Source organism: Robiginitalea sp., from assembly GCF_982776155.1.
Map to the genome: position 1 here is coordinate 429,177 of NZ_CEXZKX010000002.1, position 26,983 is coordinate 456,159.

Annotated in this window: 23 protein-coding genes; 13 read left to right on the forward strand and 10 right to left on the reverse strand. The window is 54.2% G+C overall.

What is annotated here, in order from left to right; genetic code table 11:
- Positions 1-80: 80 nt before the first annotated feature.
- Positions 81-1,157 (reverse strand): mechanosensitive ion channel family protein, encoded by a 1,077-nt coding sequence (locus AC3DKS_RS05555; protein ID WP_015753192.1) that lies wholly within the window; start codon positions 1,155-1,157, stop codon positions 81-83.
- Between the two features lie 385 nt (positions 1,158-1,542).
- On the opposite strand from AC3DKS_RS05555, the gene hemH reads away from it, so the two are divergent.
- Both hemH and AC3DKS_RS05565 read left to right on the forward strand, forming a co-directional pair.
- A complete protein-coding gene (gene hemH, locus AC3DKS_RS05560; RefSeq protein ID WP_272606854.1) occupies positions 1,543-2,577 on the forward strand; it encodes a ferrochelatase in 1,035 nt (344 codons plus the stop codon).
- Positions 2,578-2,683: 106 nt separating this feature from the next.
- Positions 2,684-4,060 (forward strand): MATE family efflux transporter, encoded by a 1,377-nt coding sequence (locus tag AC3DKS_RS05565; RefSeq protein ID WP_272606855.1) that lies wholly within the window; start codon positions 2,684-2,686, stop codon positions 4,058-4,060.
- A 154-nt stretch (positions 4,061-4,214) separates the two neighbouring features.
- On the opposite strand, the gene AC3DKS_RS05570 is transcribed toward AC3DKS_RS05565, so the two are convergent.
- A complete protein-coding gene (locus tag AC3DKS_RS05570) occupies positions 4,215-5,489 on the reverse strand; it encodes a glycosyltransferase (protein WP_272606856.1) in 1,275 nt (424 codons plus the stop codon).
- Positions 5,490-5,558: 69 nt separating this feature from the next.
- Complete coding sequence (locus AC3DKS_RS05575; RefSeq protein WP_272640668.1) at positions 5,559-6,272, reverse strand: Cif family virulence factor; 714 nt, start codon at positions 6,270-6,272, stop codon at positions 5,559-5,561.
- A 414-nt stretch (positions 6,273-6,686) separates the two neighbouring features.
- Between AC3DKS_RS05575 and AC3DKS_RS05580 the strand changes: the two genes are divergently transcribed.
- The 4 genes from AC3DKS_RS05580 (at position 6,687) to AC3DKS_RS05595 (ending at position 14,671) form a co-directional block, all read left to right on the forward strand.
- Complete coding sequence (locus AC3DKS_RS05580; RefSeq protein ID WP_015753198.1) at positions 6,687-8,189, forward strand: efflux transporter outer membrane subunit; 1,503 nt, start codon at positions 6,687-6,689, stop codon at positions 8,187-8,189.
- Positions 8,186-9,451, forward strand: coding sequence for an efflux RND transporter periplasmic adaptor subunit (locus AC3DKS_RS05585; protein ID WP_272606858.1), 1,266 nt, complete (start codon positions 8,186-8,188; stop codon positions 9,449-9,451). Before AC3DKS_RS05580 ends, AC3DKS_RS05585 begins: the two co-directional genes overlap by 4 nt.
- Position 9,452: 1 nt before the next feature.
- Positions 9,453-12,722 carry an efflux RND transporter permease subunit gene (locus tag AC3DKS_RS05590; protein WP_272606859.1) on the forward strand — a complete coding sequence of 1,090 codons (3,270 nt, stop codon included), beginning with the start codon at positions 9,453-9,455 and terminating at the stop codon, positions 12,720-12,722.
- A 263-nt stretch (positions 12,723-12,985) separates the two neighbouring features.
- Positions 12,986-14,671: a serine hydrolase domain-containing protein gene (locus AC3DKS_RS05595; protein ID WP_272606860.1), complete on the forward strand. Its 1,686-nt coding sequence runs from the start codon at positions 12,986-12,988 to the stop codon at positions 14,669-14,671.
- Positions 14,672-14,987: 316 nt separating this feature from the next.
- Here the strand turns inward: AC3DKS_RS05595 and AC3DKS_RS05600 are convergent, their stop codons facing one another.
- Positions 14,988-15,464: a hypothetical protein gene (locus AC3DKS_RS05600; protein ID WP_272606861.1), complete on the reverse strand. Its 477-nt coding sequence runs from the start codon at positions 15,462-15,464 to the stop codon at positions 14,988-14,990.
- A gap of 367 nt (positions 15,465-15,831) precedes the next feature.
- Here AC3DKS_RS05600 and AC3DKS_RS05605 point away from each other — a divergent pair, with 367 nt between their 5' ends.
- Positions 15,832-16,437 carry a hypothetical protein gene (locus AC3DKS_RS05605; RefSeq protein WP_272606862.1) on the forward strand — a complete coding sequence of 202 codons (606 nt, stop codon included), beginning with the start codon at positions 15,832-15,834 and terminating at the stop codon, positions 16,435-16,437.
- A 146-nt stretch (positions 16,438-16,583) separates the two neighbouring features.
- On the opposite strand, the gene AC3DKS_RS05610 is transcribed toward AC3DKS_RS05605, so the two are convergent.
- The gene (locus AC3DKS_RS05610; RefSeq protein WP_420592711.1) at positions 16,584-17,288 is read right to left on the reverse strand and encodes a hypothetical protein; all 705 of its coding nucleotides are present in this window, start codon (positions 17,286-17,288) and stop codon (positions 16,584-16,586) included.
- Positions 17,289-17,610: 322 nt separating this feature from the next.
- Here AC3DKS_RS05610 and AC3DKS_RS05615 point away from each other — a divergent pair, with 322 nt between their 5' ends.
- Positions 17,611-17,754, forward strand: coding sequence for a hypothetical protein (locus AC3DKS_RS05615; protein WP_420592712.1), 144 nt, complete (start codon positions 17,611-17,613; stop codon positions 17,752-17,754).
- A 98-nt stretch (positions 17,755-17,852) separates the two neighbouring features.
- Here AC3DKS_RS05615 and AC3DKS_RS05620 read toward each other — a convergent pair whose 3' ends face one another.
- Complete coding sequence (locus tag AC3DKS_RS05620) at positions 17,853-18,239, reverse strand: DoxX family protein (RefSeq protein WP_474731077.1); 387 nt, start codon at positions 18,237-18,239, stop codon at positions 17,853-17,855.
- Positions 18,240-18,374: 135 nt separating this feature from the next.
- On the reverse strand, positions 18,375-18,971 hold the full coding sequence (locus tag AC3DKS_RS05625) for a hypothetical protein (protein WP_474731080.1): 597 nt from the start codon (positions 18,969-18,971) through the stop codon (positions 18,375-18,377).
- A 243-nt stretch (positions 18,972-19,214) separates the two neighbouring features.
- On the opposite strand from AC3DKS_RS05625, the gene AC3DKS_RS05630 reads away from it, so the two are divergent.
- Positions 19,215-20,327, forward strand: a complete 1,113-nt coding sequence (locus tag AC3DKS_RS05630; RefSeq protein ID WP_474731084.1) for a DUF6544 family protein — start codon at positions 19,215-19,217, stop codon at positions 20,325-20,327.
- A 59-nt stretch (positions 20,328-20,386) separates the two neighbouring features.
- Positions 20,387-21,385, forward strand: coding sequence for a M23 family metallopeptidase (locus AC3DKS_RS05635; protein ID WP_474731085.1), 999 nt, complete (start codon positions 20,387-20,389; stop codon positions 21,383-21,385).
- A gap of 42 nt (positions 21,386-21,427) precedes the next feature.
- On the opposite strand, the gene AC3DKS_RS05640 is transcribed toward AC3DKS_RS05635, so the two are convergent.
- From AC3DKS_RS05640 to AC3DKS_RS05650, 3 genes are all read right to left on the reverse strand, one after another.
- The gene (locus AC3DKS_RS05640; RefSeq protein WP_474731088.1) at positions 21,428-22,570 is read right to left on the reverse strand and encodes a 3-oxoacyl-ACP synthase III family protein; all 1,143 of its coding nucleotides are present in this window, start codon (positions 22,568-22,570) and stop codon (positions 21,428-21,430) included.
- A gap of 348 nt (positions 22,571-22,918) precedes the next feature.
- Positions 22,919-23,461 (reverse strand): GIY-YIG nuclease family protein, encoded by a 543-nt coding sequence (locus AC3DKS_RS05645; protein WP_474731090.1) that lies wholly within the window; start codon positions 23,459-23,461, stop codon positions 22,919-22,921.
- Positions 23,461-24,015, reverse strand: a complete 555-nt coding sequence (locus tag AC3DKS_RS05650) for a hypothetical protein (RefSeq protein WP_474731092.1) — start codon at positions 24,013-24,015, stop codon at positions 23,461-23,463. Before AC3DKS_RS05650 ends, AC3DKS_RS05645 begins: the two co-directional genes overlap by 1 nt.
- 550 nt (positions 24,016-24,565) lie before the next feature.
- Between AC3DKS_RS05650 and AC3DKS_RS05655 the strand changes: the two genes are divergently transcribed.
- The 3 genes from AC3DKS_RS05655 (at position 24,566) to AC3DKS_RS05665 (ending at position 26,950) form a co-directional block, all read left to right on the forward strand.
- On the forward strand, positions 24,566-25,108 hold the full coding sequence (locus tag AC3DKS_RS05655) for a hypothetical protein (RefSeq protein WP_474731095.1): 543 nt from the start codon (positions 24,566-24,568) through the stop codon (positions 25,106-25,108).
- 4 nt (positions 25,109-25,112) lie between these two features.
- Positions 25,113-26,081, forward strand: coding sequence for a DUF4407 domain-containing protein (locus tag AC3DKS_RS05660; RefSeq protein ID WP_474731098.1), 969 nt, complete (start codon positions 25,113-25,115; stop codon positions 26,079-26,081).
- 116 nt (positions 26,082-26,197) lie between these two features.
- Positions 26,198-26,950, forward strand: coding sequence for a hypothetical protein (locus tag AC3DKS_RS05665; protein WP_474731100.1), 753 nt, complete (start codon positions 26,198-26,200; stop codon positions 26,948-26,950).
- The last annotated feature ends 33 nt before the right edge of the window (positions 26,951-26,983 follow it).

Below are 26,983 nucleotides of genomic sequence, written 5' to 3' on the forward strand. Positions count from 1 at the left end.
GATTGGACAGGAATCACGGGCTTCTTCCGGGCCGTTTTTAACGATTTCAAATTCTTATGGCTAAAGATACGGGAGCCGCATCAATCATCGGCCTTCTCCCCGTTAAGATTTTCATGCAGCAGCACCCGGGTATGGGCAATGCTTTCCGGGTAATTTTCCTGGAGGAAGGCGATCAGTTTCTCCCGCACGTGTACCCGCAGGTCCCAGGCCGTAGATGCATCCCGGGCACTTACCAGGGCGCGTACTTCCACGTGGCCGGCTTTGGAATCCGTTACCTGGATATTGGCCACCTCTTTGTCCCAGAGGTCGGAGGCTTCCACAATCCGGTTTAGCTCTTTCCGCAACGCGTCAAAGGGCACCGTGTAATCCGTGTACAGGTACACCGTCCCCAGGATGTCCGATGAGGTTTTTGTCCAGTTCTGGAACGGCTTTTCAATAAAATAAGTGGTAGGCACCACCAGGCGGCGCTTGTCCCAGATCTTCACCACCACATAGGTGAGCGTGATCTCCTCGATCCGCCCCCATTCCCCCTCTACAATTACCACGTCGTCCAACCGGATGGGTTGGGTAAGGGCAATCTGGATGCCCGCCAGGATGGTCCCGATCATCTTCTGGGCCGAAAAGCCGATGATGATCCCGGCTACTCCCGCCGAGGCAAAGACGCTCACCCCGATTTCCCGGATGCTTTCAAAGCTCATCAGCGCTATGCCCAGGGCGAGGACGACCAGGATAAAGATGACGATGCGCTCCAGGATGGTAAACTGCGTGTACACCTTGCGGGCGCGCAGGTTGTCCGCCTCGTGGACGTCGTAATTGTCGACGATCAGCTTTTTGACAACCCGCAGAACCTTGATGCAGAGCCAGGTGAAGGAAAAGATAAACAGCAGCGTGCTCGCTTTCCGGAAATGCCAACCGTAATCCTCCATACCCAGGAGTTCCCGTAGGGATTCCATCCGTATAACCAGTGAAAACATCAGGAAAAAAAGCGGCCACCCCACCTTGCGGACCATCCCTTCCGGCAGCAGGTATTTCGGGTTTTTCCCGTAATGGCGAATTACCCGGGCGATGATCGCATAGCCAATCACCATGGCCAAAAAGCCCGCGCTCAGCAGCAGGATGGAGCGTTGCATCGGGTCGGGGATCAGTTCCTGGAGCATGTGGCGTTTGGGTGTTTCAGTTGCGATTGGCTGCCAGCACGGATTCCGGCAGGAGTTTTCGTTATTTTATTCGGCACCCTTTAGAGTTCCGACTCTGGTTCCAAATCCAGTTCCCGTTCGAGTTCCAATTCCAGTTCCGGTTCCAAATCCAGTTCCCGTTCGAGTTCCAGCGGTAAGCTATAAAAAATTACCCGCAATCGCCAACCCGGCCGCATGAAAGCGCCCGGTCCGGGAACCCATTGCTATTTCCCCGTACCGCCTCCCGGGACAAAAATTGGCGCCGGTTATGGCGCTATTGGCAAATGCTCTGCAGGCCCGGCCTGCGGTTCGGCCCAAAGCCGTACTTTTGCAGCACCTACAGACAACCGCCACAAACCCGTTGCACATGAAAGGTGTACTCCTGGTCAACCTGGGCTCCCCGGACAGCCCAACACCCAAAGACGTCAAGCCCTATCTGGATGAATTCCTGATGGACGAGCGGGTCATCGACGCCCCGAAATGGCTTCGGACCCTCATCGTCCGCGGCATCATCCTGCGCACCCGCCCGAAAAAATCCGCGGAGGCCTATTCCAAGATCTGGTGGGAGGAAGGCTCCCCGCTGATCGTCATTTCCGAACGCTTTAAGCAGGCCGTGGAGGCTCAGGCAGACATCCCGGTAGCCCTGGGGATGCGCTACGGCAGCGGCAGTATTGCCGAAGGCATGGAACAATTGCAGAAGCAGGGGGTGGACGAGGTGCTCCTCGTACCGCTTTACCCGCACTACGCCATGAGCTCCTTCGAAACGGTGGTGGTCAAAGCCCTGGAAGTACGGGAAGAACAGTTCCCGGACATGCAGGTCACCACCATGCCCGCCTTCGGGAAGAACCCGGATTACCTCAACGTGCTGGCCACGTCCATCCGCGAAAAACTGGACGCTTTTGGCTACGACCATGTGCTGTTTTCCTACCACGGTATCCCGGAGCGCCACATCCGCAAATCGGACCCCACGAGTTACCACTGCAAGATTAACGATACCTGTTGCGGCATGAATTCGGTGGCACACCATACCTGCTACCGCCACCAGTGTTACGACATGACCCGCAATATCGCGGCCCTGCTCGACCTGCCAAAGGACCAGGTGAGCACCTCCTTCCAGAGCCGGCTGGCCGGCGACCCTTGGCTGAAGCCCTATACGGATTACGAGTTCGAACGCCTGGCCGATGAGGGCCGGTCCCGGCTGGCGGTCATCACCCCGGCTTTTGTCAGCGACTGCCTGGAAACCCTGGAGGAAATCGCCATGGAGGGCAAAAACGATTTCCTGGAGGCCGGCGGGACGGATTTTATGCATATCCCCTGCCTGAACGACCGGGAAGACTGGGTGACCCTGATGGCAAAATGGGTCAACGACTGGGCGAAGGACGGCCGGTTGCCGATAGTTTGAATCCGACAGGCCCGGACCGGATACGTCCTGTTTTAATCCAGACGGGCCCTTGTGGTAGGGTAAATCCTATCGAATTCCTGCGTAGTTTTGCACCTCAACAAACCCCATGGCGAAAGTAACCTCGGAACAACTCGGGAAGGAGCCCATCGGGCCACTGCTCATCCGGCAGGCCGTCCCGGCTTCTATCGGCATCCTGGTGATGAGCCTCAACATCCTGGTGGACACCGTGTTTGTGGGCAACTGGATCGGTTCCATCGCCATCGCCGCCATCAATGTGGTACTCCCGGTATCGTTTTTTATCGCGGCCCTGGGGATGGCCATCGGCATCGGGGGGAGCAGCATCATTTCCCGGGCCCTCGGCGCAGACCACCCGGAAAAAGCCCTGAAAACCTTTGGGAACCAGATCACCCTCACCATCCTGATCACCTGCTCGATGGTGGCCCTGGGACTCTACTATGTGGATGCGCTCATCCCGGCTTTCGGGGGAAAGGGCGACATCTTTGACCCCGCCAAAATCTACTACAAGATCGTCCTCTACGGGGTGCCCTTTTTGGCGCTCTGCATGATGGGAAACACGGTGATCCGGGCGGAAGGCAAGCCAAAATTTGCGATGATCGCCATGATCATCCCGTCGGTGGGCAACCTGGTGCTGGACTATGTCTTTATCTATATTTTCGACTGGGGGATGCACGGGGCTGCCTGGGCCACCACGGGGAGTTACCTGCTCTGCTTTGGCTACATCCTGTATTTTTTCCTCTCCCGGAATTCCGAACTGAAACCCGGCTGGCACCACCTGGGGCTGGACCGCCCGATCCTGAGCGAAATCGGCTCCCTGGGCTTTGTGACCCTGGCCCGCCAGGCGGTCACCTCCATCACCTATTTGCTGCTCAACAACATCCTGTTCAACCTGGGCGGGGAGGCCAGCGTGGCGGTATACGCGATTATCGGCCGGATGCTCATGTTTGCCCTCTTCCCGGTCTTCGGGGTTACCCAGGGCTTCCTGCCAATTGCCGGCTTCAATTACGGCGCCCGCAAATACCCCCGGGTTAAGGAAAGCATCTATACGGCCGTCAAATACGCGGCCCTGGTGGCCACTGGTGTTTTTGTCCTGCTGATGGTTTTCCCGGCGGAAATCGCCGATTTGTTCCTGAGTAACCGGGAGGATATGTCGGCTGCCGAAATCGCAGCGAACAATTTTGTTCTGGAACACGCCCCGGCCGCCATGCGCTGGGTCTTTGCCGCAACCCCCATCATTGCCCTCCAATTAATCGGCGCCGCCTATTTCCAGGCCATCGGCAAGGCCACCCCGGCCCTGTTGCTCACCCTCACCCGCCAGGGTTTCTTCTTTATCCCGCTAATCCTGATCCTGCCCAATTACCTCGGCGAACTGGGCGTCTGGATCTCCTTCCCCATAGCCGATTTCCTCTCCACGGTCGTCACCGGATACTTCCTGAAGCGGGAGGTGGATCGGGAATTGGTTTGAAGGTTTGGCGATTTGAAGATTCGGAGGGTGATTTGAAGATTCGGAGGGTGATTTGAAAATGCGGGAATTTGTCAATTTGAAAGTTTGTCAATGAGGTCTTGTACTCAGTCACCGCAATATTCCTGCGCGTTTTTGTCCATCAATCTTTGCGATTTCACGGTCCCGCTTGTTCACTATTTCCCAGGATCGTGTCCAGGACGTCCTGCCGGAAATCCTCCCGGGCCATTTTGGCGGCGCATTCCTTGGCTTTTTGTTTATAGCCCGGGTTTTCCCAGAGGTCTTTCAGGAGGGGTTCCAGGCGGGTTTCCGATAAGCGGGTGATTGCGGGGCCCTTAGGGCCTAGCCCGCGGCGGGCGAGCAGGCTGTTCCAGAAGAACTGGTCGATGATATGCGGGATGACCAGGGACGGGCACCCGTATTTGACGGCCATGTGCGTGGTCCCCGAACCCCCGTGGTGGACCAGGGCATACATCCGGGGCAAGGCCCAGTCGTAGGGGATACTGTCCACAAAATAAAACTGATCGGTATTGTAGGTTTTTGGGTGCTCAAGTCCCCCGCCGGCCGTATTCACAAGCGCGGGGATACCCAGTTTTTTCAGGGTGTCCAGGAATATCCGGGTTTTCCCGGCCGGGTCCGGGTTCGTCATGCTCCCAAGGGTTACCATCAGGAGTTTCGGATGCCGGTGAAAAAAGGCTATCAGCTCCGGATCCGGTTTCCATTGCACCGCCTTGTCCCGCTCGTGATAACCGAGGACACGCACATGTTCCGGCCAATCCGGAGGCTGCGGAAAGAGGGCCGGAGAAACAGTGTAGATGGCCCGGGATCCAAAAAGGGCCCGGTTGATTGCTTTGGCTGAGAGTCCCGGGTTGCCCGGCAGGTGCCGGGCCGATTTCCGAATGGTATAACTCAAGCCCCAGTGTCCGACCTTAAAAGACAGCCGGTTCAACCAGGGGCCAAGGTTCCGATTAAAGCCGATATGCGAGTAGTCCCGCACAGGATGGAGTACATAAGGCACCGGGCTGACCAGGATGGTTTTCCCGGGGTGTTCCACCCCCCATATTACTGGATATGTGGCTTTTGCATGATGTACCATTCGGTCTGGTTGCCATTTTTCAACCGATTGGTATTGGCGCAGGGAGACTTTTTTGCTGATCTTCAGGTACTCCTGCTGCAGCCCCCGGTACGCCCGGAGTTTTTGCCAGGTGGAAGCGCTTCCCCCCATGGCTGCCTGCCCGATATCGCTCTCCAGAAGTTCTATAAATTCCGGCCCCAGGGATTCAAACTCATGCCCGCCCTCTTCGGCCAGGTACCGGAATTGCTCCGGGAAAACGCAAATGGTCTCATGCCCTGCCTCCCGGAGTATTTCCCCCAGGGCCAGGAAGGGCTCCATGTCCCCCCGGGTTCCTATCGACATGAGCAGAATACGCATAAGACTTATTTTTCAAATCGGCAGATCCTGTAATCTTCAAATCGGCAAATTTTCAAATCCTCAAATCAACTAAATATTCGAATCCATCATAATCCACCACTTCCCCTCCTCGTCCCTGGTCCAGACCAAAATATACTTGCCCGGGTAGGAGCCGCTGCACTGGCCAATTTCGAAGATGAGCTTTTCGTTGACCGGGGCAACTAGTAAGGGTTCCAGGGACAATTTGTAACGGGGATTCCTCATATACTGATAGGTATTTATAAGAGCTTCCCGCCCCGTAATCATTGGCCGGTGGTTGTAGTACCGGGCATCCGGCGTGTAGAGTTCCCGTACGAGCTGGTCTACCTCATGGGCATTGCAATGGCTCATCCACTGAGTGCGGCGCACCTTAAGTTGCTCCCGGTAATTCTTCACGGGCCGGACCTCTTCCACCATTTCCAATTCCCGCCGCGGACCGGGCCACTCCAGGTTCCAGATCACCAGCATCCGGAATGTCCGCCCATCCCGCAAGGTGAGTTCAGAAACCTCATACCGATAGGTATCATCATGGGGTTCCAGCAAGCCGATGGTCGCCAGGGAATCCACTTCCAGGTCCTGGTCCGTCCACAGGGCGGCCAGCTGGTCGTCGCCCTGAAGCGTATTCCCGTCGGCGAACACCCGGACGGCATCCGCGGTATACATTTGCTTCAATTCTTCGGGCCGCTCCCGAAGGGTTTCCAGCCAGGCCTCGGACAGCCCATCCGAATCCCTGGCCGACTCTTCGTATCCGGTCCGGCCTGCCATTTCCTGGGCATACAGGGTCTGACCCCCCGGGTTTCCCGGAATTCCCGCCCCCCCAAAAAACAGGAATCCAAAAACCCAAAATGCCAGATAATATTTTAGAATGCGGCTGCCCATATGCTTCTTTTGCAACAAGATAGCAATTAATCCCTTGCGGTGATACCGCGAATAATCCGGAAGCCAGCCCGTACGTTTAACCCCACTTTAATAAAGGTTTAACGTTTTTCAACTAGCTGTTTATCAATGGTTTAATGTATTGAACGCCTGTCGCCACCCTGCAGGGATTAAACCCTGCACCTTTTATCGTACCTTATTTAATGGCAGACAACCTTTCCAAATACCGGAAACGCTATCGTACCTGAAAACCAACAGAAAACGGGACTTCCTGAAGCACCCCCGTCTGCCCCATTCGGAAGGGTGCCGACCATATACTGCGTAATCTCAAAACAATTTTTCTCCTACGGATCCGGCCGGGAGACAGCAACCGGGGTCTATTCCGCGTTCTCCTCTTTGTTCTCCTACGTATTCTCCCTCTTTGCTCTACTTTTTCTAACTTTTTCCTTTATCGGTTGCGGCCCGTCCCGCGAAAGCATCCAGCCAACTACCGGCCTGGATTCCCTGCAAACGCTATCTGCCGCCGGGGAGGTTCCCCTGCCACAGCGCTGGTGGGAGCAGTTTGACGACCCCCAGCTCGAAGGGCTTATCGATTCCGCCCTCACGCGCAATTTTAACCTGGCAGCGGCCTGGGAACGGTTCCGGCAGGCCCAATTTGTGTTGAAGCGGGAAAAAGGCATCCGCTGGCCCCAGTTCGAAGGGGGAGCCCAGAGCGCCATCAGCCGGCCCCAGCCGGATTTTGCGGGGGGCGAAAATATCCAGTTCGGGGCCTCCGCCCAATACGAGATAGACCTGTGGGGCCGCATCGGGACGGGACTGCGGGCCGAAGCCTATCGCGCCCAGGCCAGCCTGGCCGACTACCGGACGGCTTCCCTGTCCCTGGCCGCCGAAGTGAGCCTGACCTGGTTTCGCCTGAAGGCCGCCCGCCAGCAACTCGCCCTGGCCAAAGACCAGATACAGACCAACGAGGATATCTTCCGCCTGATCCGCGCCCGTTTCGGAGGCGGGCAGGTGCGGGCCGTGGATATCCTCCGGCAACAACAGCTGCTGGAATCCACCCGGAACCAGCGGCTTATTTTTGAGCAGAACGTTGCCCTGCTGGAACACCAGCTGGCCATTTTGCTCGGGAAACAGCCCCAGGCCATCGACCCGCCCGAAGCCCAGGACTTTCCGGAGCTCCCCGCCCTGCCGTCCACGGGCCTTCCCCTGGAACTCGTCCGCCGCCGGCCGGACATCCAGCAGGCGTACCTCACCCTCCACGCCGCCGACCGGGATTACGCCACAGCCGTCCGGGCCAAATACCCGCGACTCTCCCTCCGGCTCTCCGGCCAGCAACGGGCCAATGATTACGAGAGCCTGTTCCAGGAATGGGCCTATACGCTGGCCGGGAATATCGTGGCCCCGCTTTTTTACGGGGGGTCGCTTTCCGCCGAGGCAAACCGCAGCGAAGCGGCCCGGCAGGAAGCCATCTACAATTACGGACAGACCGTGCTCACCGCCTTCCAGGAAGTGGAAGATGCCCTGGTGCAGGAACAGGTTCAGGCCAGCCGCCTGGAAATCCTGGAAAAACAACTGGACCTCGCCCAAAAAACCAACGGCCAGCTGCGGAATGAATTCCTGAACGGATTCAGCCCGTATCTGGACGTGCTCCTGGGTCTGGACCAGGAACAGCAACTCAAGCGCGACCTGATCGACGCCCGCCTTGCCCAGCTGGAGATCCGCGTAGGCCTGTACCGCGCCCTGGCCGGATCCTTTGAAACTGAACGCGAAATCGCCCTAAACTCCGAAGAAAAGACGACACCATGAGCCAAAAGAAAATACTTCTGATCTGTCTGGCCATCCTCGGGGCTGCTGCCCTGGTCACCGTGCTGATCTACTCCACCGAGCCGACCGCCCAACGGGAAGCCGCCACCCGGCAGACTGCCATGCTCGTGGAAACCCTGCCGGCCGAAGCCGGGACGTTTACCCCCGTCCTTTCAGCCACCGGCACGGTCCGCGCTGTGGAAGACGTGCAGTTGAGCCCGCTCGTGAACGGGCAGGTGATTCGCCGCGACCCGGCCTTTGCCCCGGGCGGCTTTGTCAGCGAAGGGGACATCCTTTTACAGATTCAGCCGGCGGATTTCCAGAATACCCTGGACCTGCGCGAGAGCGAACTCCTGCAGGCCCGCACGGAACTGAACGTAGAGATGGGCCGGCAGAAGGTGGCCGAACAGGACCTCGCCCTGGTAGGCGGGGATTCCCTCTCGCCCGAAGAGCGGGAACTCGTGTTGCGCAAGCCCCAGCTGCAGGCCGTACAGGCACGGATCAAGGCAGCGGAGGCCGCCGTGGCCCAGGCCCGCCTGAACCTCAGCCGCGCCACCATCCGCGCCCCCTTCAACGCCCATATCCTCACCCAGAATGTGACCGTTGGCTCCCAGGTAACCCCGGGGGACAACCTGGGCCGGCTGGTGGGCACGGAGGCCTACTGGGTGGAACTCACCGTCCCGGTAACCCAACTCCGCTGGCTGGAATTCCCCCACGACGGGCAGGAAGGCGCCCGGGTGGAAATCCGCAACCGCTCCGTCTGGGACGACAACGTGATGCGGGAAGGCCGCCTTTTCCAGCAGGTTGGTGCCCTGGATGCCCAGACCCGGCTGGCCCGCGTGCTGGTCCGGGTGGAAGACCCCCTGGCCCGGGATGCGGAACCGGGCACCCCCCCGCTGATGATCGGGTCGTTTGTGGATTGCCGGATTGAAGGCCGGCCCGTGGAAAACACTGTGCGCATCAGCCGGGACCACCTGCGAACGAACCAGACTGTCTGGGTAAACGAAGACGGCAAGCTCTCCGTCCGCGACGTCACCGTGGTACTCACCGACATGAACCACGCCTACATCTCCGAGGGCCTGAACGGGAACGAACAGGTGGTGACCACCAACCTGAGCACGGTTTCGGACGGCATCGCCCTCAGGACGGAAGGCGGAGCATCCGCTGACGGAGAAGGCAACCAGCCCGAGGCCGAAGAGGTTTCAGCCGCGGGGGATACACCCGCTGCCGGCGCTTCCGCCCCGACAACCCCCCAAAGCGATTGAGATGAAAGAAGAAGACCACATGCCGAACGAAAACGCGCCCCAATCCCCAAACGGCCATCCGGGGAAAAACGGGCTGGACGCACCCGACGACCCGGGAAAAAACAGTCCCCGCAAGGAAGGCGCCATCGGGTACATGGCCCGCAACAGCATCGCGGCCAACCTGCTGATGATCATCTTGCTGGCCGGGGGTATCTGGACGATGTTCAACATCCAGAAAGAGGTATTCCCCAACTTCCAGCTGGACTTTGTAAATGTGGACGTGGCCTACCCGGGCGCTTCCCCGGCCGAGGTGGAACAGGGCATCCTGCAGCCCGTTGAAGAAGCCGTGCGCGGCGTGCAGGGCATCAAAGAAATCGTCTCGGAAGCCCGGGAGGGGTCCGGGAGCGTCACCATCGAACTGGTGGCCGGCTCGGACCGGATGAAGGCTTTCCAGGACATCGACCAGGCCGTGAACCGCATCCGGACCTTCCCGGACGACATCGAACAGCCCGAGGTGGCCCTGCAGGACCGCCAGCGGGACGTGATGGAAATCGGCATCTACGGGGAAACGGATATCTGGACGCTGCGCCAGCTGGCCGAACGCATGCGCACCCGCCTGCTCGCCAACCCGAACATCACCCAGGTATCCCTGAACAACGTGCCGGAATACATGACCCACGTGGAGATCCCCCGCCACAACCTGCGGCAGTATGGGCTCACCCTGGGCCAGGTGGCCGACATCATCCGCCAGAGCAGCCGGGACGTGCCCGCCGGGGCCGTGGAAACACAGGCCGGGGAAATCCTGCTGCGCATGCAGGAACGCAAGCAATGGGCCGAGGAATTCGGGGATATCGCCGTGATCACATCGGAATCCGGGGCCAAGGTGACCCTGGCCGAAATCGCCACCATCCGCGACGGGTTTGACGAGGTGGGCTTCCACGGACAGTTCAACGGCACGCCCTCCGTGGAGCTCGAAATCTTCCGAATTGGAGACCAGAGCCCGCTGGACATCGCCGAGGCCGTACAGGCCGAAATGGATTCCTTCCAGCTGCCCCCGGGGGTGAATTTCCGCATCGACTCCAACCGGGCCGAAGACTTCCGCGAACGCCTTTCGCTCCTCACCGAAAACGGGCTGGCCGCCATCGTCATCGTCCTGGTAATCCTCACGCTTTTCCTGGAGGCCCGCCTGGCTTTCTGGGTGATGATGGGGATGGCCATCAGCTTTATCGGGGGGATGATATTCCTGCCCATGGTGGGGGTCAGCGTCAACATGATCGCCATGTTCGGCTTCCTGGTTGTCCTGGGGATTGTGGTAGACGACGCCATCGTGGTGGGGGAAAACGTGTACGAATACCGACAGCGCGGCTACTCGTTTATACAGGCCGCCATCCTTGGGACGAAAGACGTGTCCAAGCCGGTGATCTTCAGTATCGCCACCACTATTATCGCCTTTGTCCCCCTGCTGTTTATGCCGGGGGAAAACGGGATGTTCTGGCAGCCCCTGCCCATTGTGGTGATCGTCATTTTGGCCGTGTCCCTGCTGGAGGCGCTCTTTATATTGCCCTCCCACCTGGCGCACAAGGCGAAAACCAACAAAAAGCCTACGCTCATTAAGAAATTCACCGGGCGGCTCGAAGGCTGGCAACGGCAATTCGCCAAAGGCTTCGACCGGGTGATCGACCGCTACTACCGGCCCTTTCTGGACAAGTGCCTGGAATACCGCTACATTACGCTGTCCGCCGCCCTGGCCCTGCTGCTCATGGTAGGCGCCTACGGCCTGAGCGACCATATGGGGATGATCATGATGCCCGAGGTGGCAGCCGACGAAATTGAGGCCGGGATCCGCCTGCCGGTGGGGACCACCCCGGACCAGGCCGCCAAGGTGGCCAACGACGTGACCGCCTCCACCCAGCGGATGTTTGAGGAGCACAACCTCTACGAGGTGGCCGAGGGGATCAAGACAAACGTGCGGGGGCAGAATTTTATCGACGTGGAAATCGTGATGCTGCCGCCGGACCAGCGGGATATCACCGCCGGGGAGGTCATCGCCCTATGGCGCGACAATATCGGCGACATCGACGGGGTGGACCAGATTTCCTTTGAGGCCGAACGGGGCCCGGGCGGGGCGCGCCAGGCCATCAGCATCGACCTGAGCCATACGGACGAGGAAGTTCTGGAACGGGCCAGCGCCGCGTTCATTGAGCGAATGGAATCCTTTTCCAACACCCGGGACGTCACCGACAACTACAACAAGGGCAAGCTGCAATACGACTTTAAACTCCTGCCCGAGGGCCGCAACCTGGGGCTCACTTCGGGGGATGTGGGCCGGCAGGTCCGGGACGCGTTTTTCGGCTCCCTGGCCATGCGGCAACTCCGCGGGATGAACGAGATCGAGATCCGGGTGAAACTCCCCTACGAGGAGCGCAAAGACATCCAGAATCTGGAGGACTTCCTGATCGTAACCCCGTCGGGGGTGCAGGTACCCCTGCTGGACGTGGTATCCGTGGAGGAGCGGGAGGCCTTTACCAGCATCAACCGGCGGGACGGCCGGCGCGTGATCAACGTGGGCATGGATACCGAACCGGCCAACGCGGTGAGCCGGGTGCTCGCCCGGATGCAGGAAGAAGTGCTGCCGCAGCTGCGGGCGGATTTCCCGGGCATCACCTGGACCTTTGAAGGCTCCCAGGCAGACATGCGGGAGAGTACCGCCAGCCTCTGGAACGGCTTTGGCATGGCCATGTTTGTCATCTACGCCCTGCTGGCCATCGCCTTTGGCAGCTATACGCAGCCGCTTATTGTGATGACGGCCATCCCCTTCGGGATCATCGGGGCGGTCATCGGCCACATCCTGCTGGGGTACGACCTGTCTATCGTAAGCCTCATGGGGGTGATTGCGCTCTCCGGGGTGGTGGTAAACGACTCGCTCATCATGATTGACTACGCGAACAAACAGCGGCGGGAGAACTCCGTCTACGAATCCATCCACGAGGCCGGCCTGCGCCGCTTCCGCCCCATTATGCTCACCACGCTCACCACCTTCGGCGGGCTGGCGCCCATCATCCTGGAGCGTTCCAGCCAGGCGCAATACCTCATCCCCATGGCCATCTCCCTGGGCTTCGGGATCGTGTTCGCCACGAGCATCATCCTGGTGATCGTGCCCTGCCTCTACCTGGCGCTGGAGGACGCCAAACTCTATTTCAAAAAAGGCGAAACGGTGGAGCGGACGGATGTGCTGGATGACCGGCCGGATCCGGAGCCTGCTTCGAAACAGCCGGCGTTGGCGGACAAATAGTTCAATTTGCTAATTTGGCAATTTGATAATTAATGGGGTTTGGGCGAAGCATAAGTAAGCCGGTTCTGCAGCTAGGCGAATGCACAAGAAAGCCGGTTCTTCGTTAGGTGATTCAGCAACTGACGTTGCTGAACCAGTCAATACCGCCTCCTTTTTGTAACTTTTGACTCCGGATATAACCTATTCCCATTCTTCGAACTGCATTGCCGCAGTTGAATTTTTCTATCTTTAATCGGTTTCCCTCTCACATTTAACCAATCAATATGAAAGACCGATTCTATTTGAAATCCTGCCTGTTCCTGGCCGTACTGCTGGCAGGCACAGCCCCTCTTGCAGGGCAGCAGGTGCCCGCTGGCATGGAAGCTTCCGTCGATTCCATTTTCAGTGCTTTTGACGGGCCCAACCAGCCGGGTGCTGCTGTGGCGGTGTGGCAGGATGGAAAAATCGCCTTTAGCAAAGGATACGGCAGTGCCAATGTGGAATACGGGATACCCGTGACCCCGGATGAGACCATTTTCCACGTGGCGTCTGTATCCAAGCAATTCACCGTGTATGCCATCCTCCTCCTGCAGGCGGATGGAAAACTTTCGCTGGACGATCCCATCCGCAAGCACATCCCGGAAGTGCCGGATTTTGGCACCCCCATTACACTGCGCCACCTGGCAAGCCATACAAGCGGCATGCGCGACCAATGGTCTTTGTTGCAGATGGCCGGATGGCGAATGGACGATGTGATTACCGTAGACCATATCCTGAAACTGGTGGAACGGCAAAAGGACCTGAATTTTCAACCGGGAGAGGAGTTCAACTATTGCAACACCGGGTTTACGCTACTGGCGGAAACGGTGGCGCGTACCTCGGGTTTAACGTTTGCCGAATTCACCGAGGAGCGCATCTTTGAGCCGCTCGGGCTGGAACACACGCTTTTCTATGACGACCACGAAAAAATAGTCCCCAACCGGGCGTACTCGTATTACCGCGAAAACGACGTACTAAAAAAAGCCGTGCTGAGTTTCGCGAACGCTGGGGCTACCAGCCTCTTTACCACGGCCGAAGACCTGGTCCGTTGGGCCGACCACCTCAACAACCCGCCCTCTCAGAAAGTTGAGGCCATGGTAGCACAAATGGATCGCCTGGCCGTACTCAACAACGGCGAAACCTTTGGCGGTGCTTATGGGCAGTTTATCTCGCCGTACAAAGGGTTAAAGCAAATTCAGCACGGGGGAGCAGACGCGGGGTATCGCTCGTATCTCGGCAGGTTCCCGGAGCGGGATTTCGCGGTGGCGGTCGTTTCGAATTACGCGGATTCCGGACCCAACAGGCTGGCACTGCAAGTTACCGACCTCTTTCTGAAGGACCATATTGAGGAGCAGGAAGAAGGACCGGTTCCCCCGGAACCCCCGACTATTGCCATGGACGAAGACGCGCTGAAAGCTTTTGAAGGGTATTATTGGTTTGATGAACAACAGACCTACCGGCGCATTTATCTGAAGGATGGTTACCTCATGTATCACCGGGCAGGGGGGTCGGAAAACCGGATAGCTCCCATCGGTCCGAACCAATTTAAAATGCTGGATATCGGGGTGAATGCCGTGGTGGAGTTTACCGAGGAAAACCAGGGCAGGGTCATGACTTTTAAGGACCCCGGAGGAGAAATTACGCGTATGGCGTCCTTCGATTACGTGGAGGGCGATCCGGACCTTTTTGAACGCTATGCGGGCACGTATTACAGTCCGGAATTGGACACCTCCTATCAACTCGTCGTGGAAAACGGAAAACTGATGGCCCGGCACAACCGGCTCCCGGACGTGCCCCTTTCCCTAATACGCGGTGACCGCTTCAGCATTGGTCCGTACAGCGCGCAATTCAAAAAGAACCCGGACGGTGAAATCTTCGCAATGCTGGTTACCACGGGACGGATTCGGGACCTGGTTTTTGAGAAGCAGTAGTTACGGGGAGCGAAGTTCGAAAAGCGAGTTCTGCGGTTGGGCGAAGCACAAGAAAGCCGGTTCTTCGTTAGGTGATTCAGCAACTGACGTTGCTGAACCAGTCAATACCGCCTAAAGTCGTTCCAAGGCTTCACGACTTTTTCACGGCGGTATTTCCTTTCACTCACACTCCGAACCTTTTTTCTTGTGCATTCGCCTTTGATTCACCGAACCTTTTTAATAGTGTCTTCGCCCTAAATAACAGGCTTTTATACTTTGCTTATAGCCTTAGTGACTTTCTTGTGTTTCACGTTCAATTTGATCCCATTGAGCTTTCTCATCTACAATATTCATCCCTTGCCAGATAATATACCTCCTCTCCTAAAACCACTTGCTTGAGGACAGTAGAGCCTTGTCCATTGCTTTCCGAGAGGTTCTTGAGGAAGAACACCCAAACTTTTCCAACGTCTCCTAACTGATTTTTCGGGATTTTTAATGAATACTTTCCTGATGAATCTGCGCGGGATTCTATTCCGGAATCAAAATGTGCAACTTTCACAGATGGTAAGATGGTTCCGTTGTAATCCTTTGCGGTTCCGGATATCGTTACTGATTCCTGTCTTTCAGAAAAATAAACTTCCCGGGGCCACAATTCGCTTTCTACTTCAACCCCTACGATAATCTCAATAGGTTCTGATTTAATGTTCGCATCCGGATCGACAGGCGAAACGGTATCCGGTATGCAGGAGAATAGCGTGAAGGATAAAATTCCCATAGTCGATGGGAGAAGGTGCTTGAAAGTCTGGTGGTACATGGTGTTTTAATTTATTCCAAGAAACGCGATTCTCCGGCCCAATTCAAGGAAGAATGAGCGAATGGGTCAGATCAATGCGTGTACTTGCATACTACACCTTAAAATAAAAATTATTCACTCGCGGATATCGGAAGTTTCGAGGTTGTTGTACGCAGACAAAACGATTGCCAAAACTACAACCAGCCCTAAGAAGACGGCGAGCAAGGTGTGGTCTGTAAAAAGGCCGGCGCCCAGGAATCCCTGGGTTTGTTACAAGGTGATCGCGGGCTTTGGCAACATATTTGCAGTGCTTCCAGCAAAATCAACTCCTATGACCTCTCCGTACCTTCCCGGGCGCAAAACGAAAAGGCCGGGTAAAAGGCGCCTGGTGCAACCACTGGTTGGGCTGGCCATCATCCTGATCAGCCTCACCCCCCTGCACGGGCAGAAGCGGGGCTACCTCCCAGGGCATGTCATTACACTGGAAGGGGATACCATACGCGGGCAGGTACGCGACCGGCATCCCGGGCCTTTTACGGATCTGTATTCCCGGATCCGGTTTATCCCGGAGGGGAAACGGCGGCGGCAGAAACTGGCCCCCGGGGCCATCCTGGGATACCGGGCGGGGGTGCGGGAGTACGTTACCGTCCCCCTGCGGGAGGAGTCTGCCTTCTTTCGCTTCCGCTACGTGCTGGACCCCGCCGCAGAGCGGGTCTTCCTGCGGGTCCTTAGACGGGATGGGCCGCTCACCTACTACCATCGGGAATTTATCCACGACGACAATAGCTACCTGGACTACTTCCCGCTCTTCCACCTGCAGGGCAAACCGAGTATGGTTCGGGTTACCCAGGGCATCCTGGGCCTCAAACGCAAGCGGTTGATGGAGTACTTCCGGCACTGCCCGGAGCTGGTGCGCGCCATCGAATCCAAAGAACTTAACGAACCGGATTCCGTATATGAATTCTACCTGGAGCGCTGCGGGGCGATTCGCTGAAAGCTCCAGGGGTTTCTCTGTGGCGGATCGCTGAAAGATCCAGGAGCTTCTCTGTGGTGCTTGGCTGAAGGCCGCCGGGTTTTCTATGTAATTTCCAGGAATAAAAAAAGCCCCCGAAAGCGGGGGCATTCAACCGTGGCATCCTGTTACCAGGAACCCAACAGGATCATCAGGCTGTTGCGGACAATGCGGAACTCGCCCATGGCCGACATGTGGGCCTGCCAGGCGCGGTCAAAGGCGGCGCGCTGGCCTTCCGGGACCAGGCCGCGGGTACCCCCCAGGGCCGATTTCATGTCCTTGAAGCCAACGAGCACCCAATGCGTTTCCCCTTTGGACGACAGGCCCATATTGATGGATCCCATGGTCACCAGGCGGTTGGCCGGGTTGTTCGCCGCGTTGAATTTGGCAAAGGAGGCCGTCATCGCATTGGCATCTTCCACATCCAGCACAAAGAGCTGCCTGAAGGGGTAGGCCCCGTCATCGTCCCCGTAGGCATCGAGGATGGCGCCGGATAGCGAACTATTGCTCTTGGAGATCTGCGCGTTAACCCGGGTGAGGAAAAGCTGGAAATCCGTGCTCTGCCCGGCGTCGTACATGCCGCCAAGGGCCTCCTGGGAGCCGGTAAATACCAGCGTATGCGTGTGGTTGTCGCCCGGTTCGTTAAAATGGTTTTCGTACAGCCAAACGGAAACCCCATCGGGCTTGTTCGCCTTGTAATAGGTGTCTACCATGTTGTAGACCGATCCCACGTCCTTGGATTCAACGGTGAAATTGTACGCGGTAAAATACGCGGTTTGCGCCTGTCCGGCCATGGCAACGCACAGCAGCGACAGCAATAGAAATCGTTTCATAATCATATGGTTTAGGTTGTTCCCCATAAGATAGAAATTATTGGCATAGGTTTCTGGTTTTCAGGGGGATATATTTCAGGTCGGTATCGGGCTGGATGCGGGTTCTGTGGCTGTGCGTGGCCGTGCGTGGCTCCGGGAAATAGATGCAAATCCCGCCTGGTGTTAGTGCCCCCGCTATCGCCAGTCAACAATCCTAAATATTTCATAATGTTTAATGTTTATATATTTTTATTAAACATTAGTTGTATATTGTTGAAGTGTTAGAAAGGCGAAATTCTTCCACACCCCGGGAAAGAATCCTGCGGACGAAAAGCTTACAACTATGAAAAAGGAGAACTTTAACCCTACGCAACTGGCAGACATGCACTCAGACGGAGTCCATTTCGATTACCGCAAGAATGCCGGTAGATTTTTTGACAAGCGGCTGCAAGACGCTCGTCAGATTGCTATTCAATCCCGCATTTAGGTACCTGCTACTCGGTACCTAAATGCCTGGGGGATCACTTAAGCCCCGTTCCCCCGGAAGCCCCGCACCTGGTGTCGGGGTTTTTTTATGCCAGGATTTTATCCAACGGCAATCAAATCGAGGGCGCTGGCAATGAGCAACCCGGAGAGCACTAAAAAGAGCAGGGCGGGAAAGGAGCGCCTGATGGGATCCTGCACCTTCAGGTGCATGGCCACAGCCCCGGCCATCATCACCGCCATGACGGTTGCCGACGGCAGCGTGAGGGCCGGATACCAGATGGAGAGCAAGAGGCCCGTAGCGGCGAGTACCTTAATGGCCCCCACCACATAGACCAGCCCGCCGGTAAGGCCGTAGTTGGCAAATTCTTCTTTCATGCTGTTGGCCCCTTCGCCCCTCCAGGAGGTGGATTTATTGAAGCGGAAAAACCAGACGTTTACGATGCTGACAAAAAGAACGATCTTGATGCCAATAAGCAGACATTCCAAAATGTTTAATTTTTATTGGTAAAGGTTAAACATTATTTGGATAGGGCTGCGTGAAGTTTTTGTTAAGGTCAAAGAAATATTTGAAAAAGAGCGTGCTGGGACGGATAAAATGCCCCGCGGACCGAGCTCAGGCTCCTAGTTTTTCCCGGTAGCCATATCGTCCTCGTGTGTACAGCTCCCATGGGCATCCAGGGCCGCCCAGGTGGCTTTTTCGGAAATACGGGTGGCTTCCCGGGCAGCCTGGAGGGAACGGCGCATGTAGTAGTGGATGTCGCCCAACTTGCCGGCAGCACTCGCCTTTTTGGCGTTTGTGTACATGGTTTCCGCAAAGTCCCGGGCGTCGATGGAAAGGGCCTCCGCCTCAATGGCGTGGGTGATGACTTCGTCCAGGCCGCAGACCTCGGCGTGGTACTGGGCCTCGGCGGCATAATTCACAGCCTCCTGGGCAGCGGCCAGGGCTTCCCCGGCCAGGAATTCCACCTTTTGGGCATTGCTACGGCCTTCCGTGTATCGGGCGGCAAAGGCGGCTACCTCGGCATATACCTTCAGGGAATCCGTGAGCTGGTTTACTGTTTGCTCAAATTTGCGAACATCGCCGATCTCGCTCTTGAAGACGGCGCATTGCTGCTGGGCCTGGAGGGACCCGGCCAGGAAGCCGGCCAACAGGGTCAGGCCAAGTCGTATCCGGATAGCGGGCCGTTTGTAGGAATCGGGGGAACTCTTGATCTCCATAGTAGGGTTTGTAGGTTACCAATCAATAACTCGCAACCGGGCGTTCCCGGTATTGTATTTCGTTAAAACGTCCGATTCTTAGGTGAATTGTCCGGAAGCGAAAAAATAGGAGGTTTCTTACAAAAAATAAACACCGTCTGCGGCAGTAATCACTTTAACTGCATCCTCCCAGCACCCCATGCTGACATAAATCATAGTTTGTATCGGGTGGTAAAAGTACTTTAGGTGAAGTACTCCCAATAGATGAAATACGTATTCGGCTTATTGCTCATGATCCACGGGCTCATCCACCTGATGGGGTTTGCCCGGGCGTTCCGTTTGGCCACCATCGAACAGTTTACCCGGGAAATTACCAAACCCGTGGGGTTGCTTTGGCTGGTGTCGGGACTCCTGTTCCTGGTGGTGACGGCGCTATTCCTTATGAAAAGAGAATCCTGGCCCCTGGTGGCGATAATCGCCGTGGTGCTGTCGCAAATCCTGATCCTGTTCTATTGGCAGGACGCCAGGTTCGGCACCATTGCAAATGTCATTATTGCGGGGGTGGCCATATCCAGTTTTGTTGCCATAGCATTTGCCAACACGTACAGGCGGGATGTGCGTGCGTCTTCCAGCGCCGCGCAAGTTGAAACCCGGATTATCCGGGAAGAAGACCTGGACCACCTGCCTGCGCCCGTGCAGAAGTATCTGCGATATGTGGGGGTCGTTGGGAAAACCAGGGTGCAGGACTTCCGGATTGTATTCGAAGGGGATATGCGGGGCCGGGACCAGGATTGGTTCCCATTTACCTCCGAACAATTCAATTTTATTCCATCCCCCACCCGCCTGTTTTTTATGAAGGCCCGGGTAAAGGGGCTGCCTGCCGCCGGCTATCACCGCTACAAAAACGGGAATGCCAGTATGCGCGTAAAAGTATTGTCGCTCTTTCCGGTGGTGCACATCGATGACCCGGCCCTCTACCCCACGGAAACCGTGACGTTTTTCAACGACCTCTGCCTCTTTGCGCCGGCGGGCCTCATCGACCGGCGCATTACCTGGGAGCCCATCGACCACCTTACCGCCCGGGCCACTTTTACCACCCGGGGCACCAGCATTTCGGCTGAGCTGTATTTCAATGACCAGGGCCAGTTGGTCAACTTTGTTTCGGAAGACCGGATTGCGATTGACGAGATGAAAACCTTTCCATTTTCAACCCCGGTGAAAGACTACCAAAAGATCAATGGCCTGAACCTCCCCACCTATGGGGAAGCGGTGTGGCATTATCCGGACGGTGCATTTGTATACGGGAAGTTTCGGTTGCAGAGCGTGGATTACAACCAGGGTGGGGGCAGCGATTCGCCCCAGGTAGCCTTCCCCTAAACCCGAGGGAACTGTAACATGTCCGGCGCGAAGCGCTCTTTCTAATAAAGCCTCGCGCTATGGAACGCTTCCTCTATATTTTTATCCATGTGGGCCTGCCCCTGCTGGTGTTGGTTGCCCTGCTGCGCATCCGCCCGAAATCCCGCCTGGCCCTGCTCGGCAACACGGCGTTTTACCTGCTGCTGCTCACCTTTATCTACCTCTGGGGGCAGTGGCCGCTGGGGGCGAGCCTGTATTTTAAGTATGTGGTGCTGGCGATTTTGCTACTCTGCCTATGGAAATTCTTCCGGGCTTGGCCGGCGGGTGCTTCGCGGAATTCCCGGCCGACTCCCTCGTCTGGCCAAACCGGGCTATCCCAGCAAACCCGAATTTCCGGCATGGAAGGTTTGTGGCCCCGGGGAGTTTGGCAATGGATCCGGACGGGGTTTGTCCTGCTATTGGCGGGGCTGCTCGCCTACCCGGTGTATCAACTGGTGGCCGGCCGCTCCTACCCGGAAGAGCCCGTTCAACTCACCTTCCCCCTGCGGGACGGGCGCTATTATATCGCCTCCGGGGGTTCGAACCAGATAATCAACAACCACCACCGGGCCAGCACCCCTTCCCAGCAATATGCACTAGACATCAACAAGCTCGGGAAAATGGGCATGGCCACCACGTCACTGTGGGCCACAGAAAATTCGGCCCACGCCATCTTTGGGGAAGCCATCTACGCCCCCTGCAAGGGCCGGGTGCTGGAGGTGAAAGGCGGTGTCCCCGACAACCAGGGCGCCAGCATGGACGTGTCCCCGGAAGACGGTATGGGGAATTTTGTGGTCCTGGATTGTGACGGGACCATCGTCCACCTGGTGCACCTGCAGCAGAATAGCGTGGCGGTTGCGCCCGGCCAACGCGTTTTAACCGGCGACCTGTTGGGCCGCGTGGGCAATTCCGGATTTTCCCAGGAGCCCCACCTGCATTTTCAGGCGTCCCGTTACCAGGCGGATTCTACGCTCGTAGGGGTGCCGATGGAGTTTGGGGAGCGGACTCCCGTACGGGGCGACGTGGTGGAATTGCCGTAAGGTGGTATACGCCCGGTTCCAATCAGCCGGAAACCCTCCGCGTCACATTCGGTACACCATCGCATTGACATTCATCCCGGCCCCCACGGAGGCGAAGATGACGACGTCTCCAGCATTTAATTCATGAAATTCCAGGTGTCCCTTTAGCAGGAGGTCCAATAAGGTGGGAATGGTGGCGACAGAGGAATTCCCGAGCCAGGAGATGGTCATGGGCATCACCCCTTCCGGCGGGGTATCCATGCCGTAGCTTTCGTACAACCGCTCGAGAATGGCGTCGTCCATTTTTCCGTTTGCCTGGTGGATCAGGATTTTCTTGACCTCATCGATAGCGACACCGCTTTTCTCCAGGCAGGCCCGGATGGCGCCGGGGACGGTTTCCAGTGCATACTGGTAGAGCTTCCGGCCGTGCATCTTGAGATACAGGGCCTCGCCTTCCTTGCTTACATCCTTGCCGCCGTCCTTGCTACTGTCCTTGTCGCTGTCCTTGCCGCTGTCCTTGCCGCCACACTGATACGAGGGGCCCATGTATAACATCCCGGAATGGGTCAGGGTATCCGAACGGGTTTTGTGCGCCAGGACCCCCTGGGGCTTCTCGCAGAGTTTGGCCTCCAGGATCACCGCTCCCGCCCCGTCTGAGTAGATGAGGCTGTCCCGGTCGTGGGGGTCAGAAATCCTCGAGAGCGTATCGGCCCCGATCACCAGGGCGCGCTTCGCATCGCCGGAGCTCAGGTAATAATGGGCCTGGATGAGGCTTTCCAGCCAGCCCGGACAACCAAAAATCATGTCATAGGCCACCGTGTCCGGGTTTTTGATCCCGAGTTTATGTTTGACCCGCGCCGCCAGGCTGGGGACCATGTCCGAATGCCCGCCGCGGGAGGTGACATCCCCAAAGTTGTGGGCCACGATGATGTAATCCAATGCTTCCCGATCCGTACCGGCCGCCTCCAGCGCCGCCTCCGCCGCCCGAAAAGCGATGTCCGAGGTCTTCAGGTCGTCGGCTACATACCGCCTTTCCCCAATGGTGGTGATCTCCAAAAACTTATCGATGATTTCCCGGTTGGCCTTCGCAAGCTTCTTCCCCTCCGGATCCACAAAGGTGTGCTCCAGGAAATCTTCGTTCCGGACTTTCCCCGGCGGGATATACGATCCCGTTCCGGTGATCACATTACAAGTGCTTTGAGTCATAGAATTGCGCGATTGGTTGGCCATAAAATTAAATAATGGCTCAGAAAGTGGCCTCCCTAATCTGCTGCTAATGGCTCCAAAAGTACAGAGGCCAGGCAGCATTTGGGGAACCTCTCAAAATTAGGGATTTAAGGGGCGGAGTACTTGTAAAATCTTAAAAAATATCAGAGCGTGTCCTTTGGTTGGGTGTTTATTCTGGCTTTTGTGGTTCAATGCGAAGGAAATCAACCGTCAGCATAACGGGGTGATTGGAGCGGCCAACTGGTGGAATTACTTTTGTGGGGGTGTGATGGAGTTTGAAGGGTGGAGAGAATTTAAAAAAATAAACTGTAAAATATTAAAATGCCTTTATTCAACTTTATCGTTTGCTATTCTAACACATTCTGATCTTACTGCTTTCAATTCAGCCAAGGCAAGTGGGTTTTTAGACAAGTTTAATAAGGGTTTATACTTCCTAATAAGGGATGTCTCCAAATCATTTAAATCAGAGTTATGAACAACCCAATGAACTAGCAAATTATCATTAACCCACTCCATAATTCTTAATTCATCTTCCGGCTCGAATTTATAGTTGCGTTTATTTAATTTATGAATCAATGAGCCTCGCTTAGGTCTATAACCTAGTACGGCACCTAAGCTTCTGAAAAAAGTTCCATGTCCCTTTGCTCTTAGTTCTTGATTCAACATCCTGCGATTCAAATTTTTAGTGGCAATTCCAATGTAAAATAAGTTGTGCTTTCGTATTTTCAGATATTCTTTATATGGGGACGGTAAAGCCTCTATATTCCTTAGTCTAAAACAATAAATTCCAGGTTCATGTGGAACCAAAATATCCGCCTTGGAGGCTTCTTTGTATTTCTGATGATTTAGTAAAACTTTTTCGATATTCATTAGGTGTGTTTACCGATGATTGGCTTAAGCTCTCTGGCTAATCTATATTCTAAGGGCCCCATAAGATTTGACATTTCATGCTCAAACTCATACACATGTAACTTTAACTTTAAATCGAATTCTCGAGCCCAATGATAAATCTGTAGTCCTTGGGTGCGATGATTACTGTAATATCCCAAATGTTGTATTACTCGATTCCAAAAGTACCTTTTCACCTTTCCTACATATAGTACACTTGAACTACTATCATATGTTTTTTTAATGGCTGGCACTGATTTTAACCTACGATTTCGATATTCCTTAATAGTCAATCTGATCAACTCCGTATCAAAATTGTCTAAAATCTCAAACCAGTATAGTGTTGGACCAGAGATAGGCCTCAGTAACATTTGATAATGATCGTGTTCTCTTGAATCTCGTATATCCTCCATTTCATATTTGCGAAAAAACGAGCAGTCAAATACATAAGAAACATATTTCTTAGGGCCATTTTGCTTCACATTTTCAAGAGCATTTATTAAGTCAGAAGTATAATCTCGAAGAAATTCATCCATATCACGGTTCCATTAAATTACAATGAAGGCAGTTGTGTGTACCCAACTCTAGCTCACATTGGCATTTTCATTTATAAAGTCAAGAACATTTAAAATAAGTTGTCATACGCCTTGGCCCCACAACAGGGTAAGGCAATTGACCCTGAATATCTTAAATGATCAATTATGTACAATGCGGTTTCCCGTAATGAACCCACTTCTCCCTGAATTAATTTCACTGCAAAATTCTTGCAGTCGCAATGAAACGCAATTTCGAGCACGAAGACATTGATGAAACCAACACCCACGGCACGTATGGAGCCACCTTGTTCGACCCGAGGTGGAAATCCAAAAGGCAACATATTCTGGATCGGGATCAGAACCGCTGTGTGAATTGTCAGGGTACGGAGACCTTGCAGGTACACCATCGGCAATACCACTTTTCGCAAAGCCTAAACAGCTTCCTAAATCCCTGGGAATACAAGGATGAATTGTTAATCACCTTATGTAAGAGGTGTCATCAGACCGGCCATCGCCAGTATAAAGTACCAACCAAATACATAAAATAGCTATGGGATTATTTTCATTTTTTCGAAAAAATGGTCACTCCACAAGCGCCAATGGGGAGGAATCCATCACCGTCCCCAAAGACTTGTTTGTAGAGGAATCTGAGCCTTCCGAATCTGTCAAAATCCATATGAATGGAACCGGTGAAGTTAACCTGGATGCTATCTATTCCTACTTGCAGCAAGATTACGAAACCCGCGGGTATAACGATGCGCTGACAAATGCCGAGGAGTCTTACAAAAAAGACAATGTGGAATTGATCTATATGGATCTTAAAATTCTCATTGAACGGGCCTATGCCTTCTATGAAAACTTTATCGCAAATCTGGATTATCATATTGATACGCGTTCCCGATCCGGGTTGGTAGACCTGGTGGAGGAACTAAAATCACGCAAAGAAACCGTTCAGAAACACCAGGAAAAAATTCGCGAAATAGAAGCGGGGGTTCAGAACAACACTGGTCTAAGCAAACGAGCCGAACTCTCGTATACACGTGGCTTTCACAAAGGATTGGTAGCCATTACACAATCCCAAATTTTAAAATAAAGCAATGAAAGACTGGTGGTTAAAATTGGGGTGTTTTTTAACGGGTTATAATTATTACCTGCTAAAGAATTCCAGTGAGGCGAGTGCAAAATCGGTCAAAAAATACCTCTCGGCAATCTTGATCATTAGTATTCTTTGGGCATTTATCGGTTTTTCGTTTGCCAAGCGCTACTTGAAAGCGGATGATGTAGTTTCGATCATTGTTGCAATTATTATGGTCGTGGTAGTGATTCAAATTGAAAGACAAATCATTTTAAATATCTCCCAAAGCATTTGGCCGAAGTTATTTCGAGGCCTTATCGCAATCGTGATGGCTGTTATTGGATCCGTAATTATCGATCAAATTGTTTTTAAAGAAGATGTTGAGAAAATCAAAATTGAAGAGATCCAAACCCAGGTTGATAAAGTAGTTCCCGCAAGAACGCGCATTATCCAACAACAAATTTTTGATCTTGATAGCCTCATAGCTGTTAAAGAAAATGAATTGGCCAGAACCCAACAGGAATTTTCGGAAAAACCACAAATACGTTCAGTACTAGTAGAAACTAGAGAACAATTGGTAAAAGAAGAAGATAGTACAGGTCAGTTAAGAGACGTAAAAGTTCAACTCAAGGACTACAAGACTCATTTAATTTCAAATCCGATAGGCGCCCAAATTCCCATACTCGATGGGCAAATCCAAGAACATCGCAGAATGCGCATGGCAAAAGAAGATGAAATCGTCAACATCCGCACCCAGACTGAGAAAGAACTCAGTGAGAAGACCGGCCTACTAGACGAAATCACCATTCTATTCAAAATCATTTTATCGAATTGGATTGCCGGAGTAGTGTGGGGGTGCATCTTCCTGTTTTTCTTGTCGATAGAATTGTTTGTGCTGATCAGTAAATCCTTCGAATCCGACTCTGATTACGATCGGTTGGTACGGCATCAAAAAGAGATGAAACTCAAGATGATAGCAAAAATGGAGTAGCCAAAAAAGCGATTCCACCTCCTTTCATGAAATCTTCCAGTGAGGGTTTCCGTAAGGAGGCTTAAGCTACAAGCTGTTCCTTTGTCTTACTGTATAAAACCTACAAATTTTTAGTAATGAGAAGAACTTCAATTACCCTGTATTCAGTGTTTTTATTGTTATTGGGCTGTAGCGATTCCGTCTCGGACGAATTCGAAGCAGTAAATGGAAATGTTGAGGACCGGCGGCTTCAATCTATAACTGTACTATCTGCTGAATCTCCAGACGACAACAAATATTTCTTGTTTACTTATGACAGTAAAGACAGGCTTACTTCTTTTACCGATGGGGAAGAAACAGCTGTGCTTCTTTACGATAATGACCAACTGAGCAGCTTGGCAGATTCCTATGGAAGTATTGCAGTGGAAGAGTTATATGCATCTCCTTATGATGCCTTTAACACGGGACAAGTAGAGGAATATGACAACAATGGAAATCCGCGAATTCTGTCATTTTTAGAAAACGTATATGACTACGATTTGAACACGGTAGTTCAAGAACAATTTACGCTAGAAATTTCTTATGACAATCAACCAAATCCTTACTACTATACACTGGCCTCTGCGGGTTTAATCGATCTGCTGGATCGCATTCAATTAAATTTTAGTATGCCATCGCAACCCGAAGAGTTAATCCGGGCACGATTACTTTTCCCATTGAACAATCCATCACAATTGGTTTATAAAAACGAAGCGGGTGATATCGTTCATACTGTAAATGTCGACTACAACTATGATGGAGATTATCCCGTTTCTGCATCTGTTGTCGCTTTATCTCCCCAAGAAGGAAGCTCAGCCAATGTAACCGTAAGCTTTCAATATGCTGATTAGCACGTTACCTTCGTACTGGTAATTTCCTGTTGA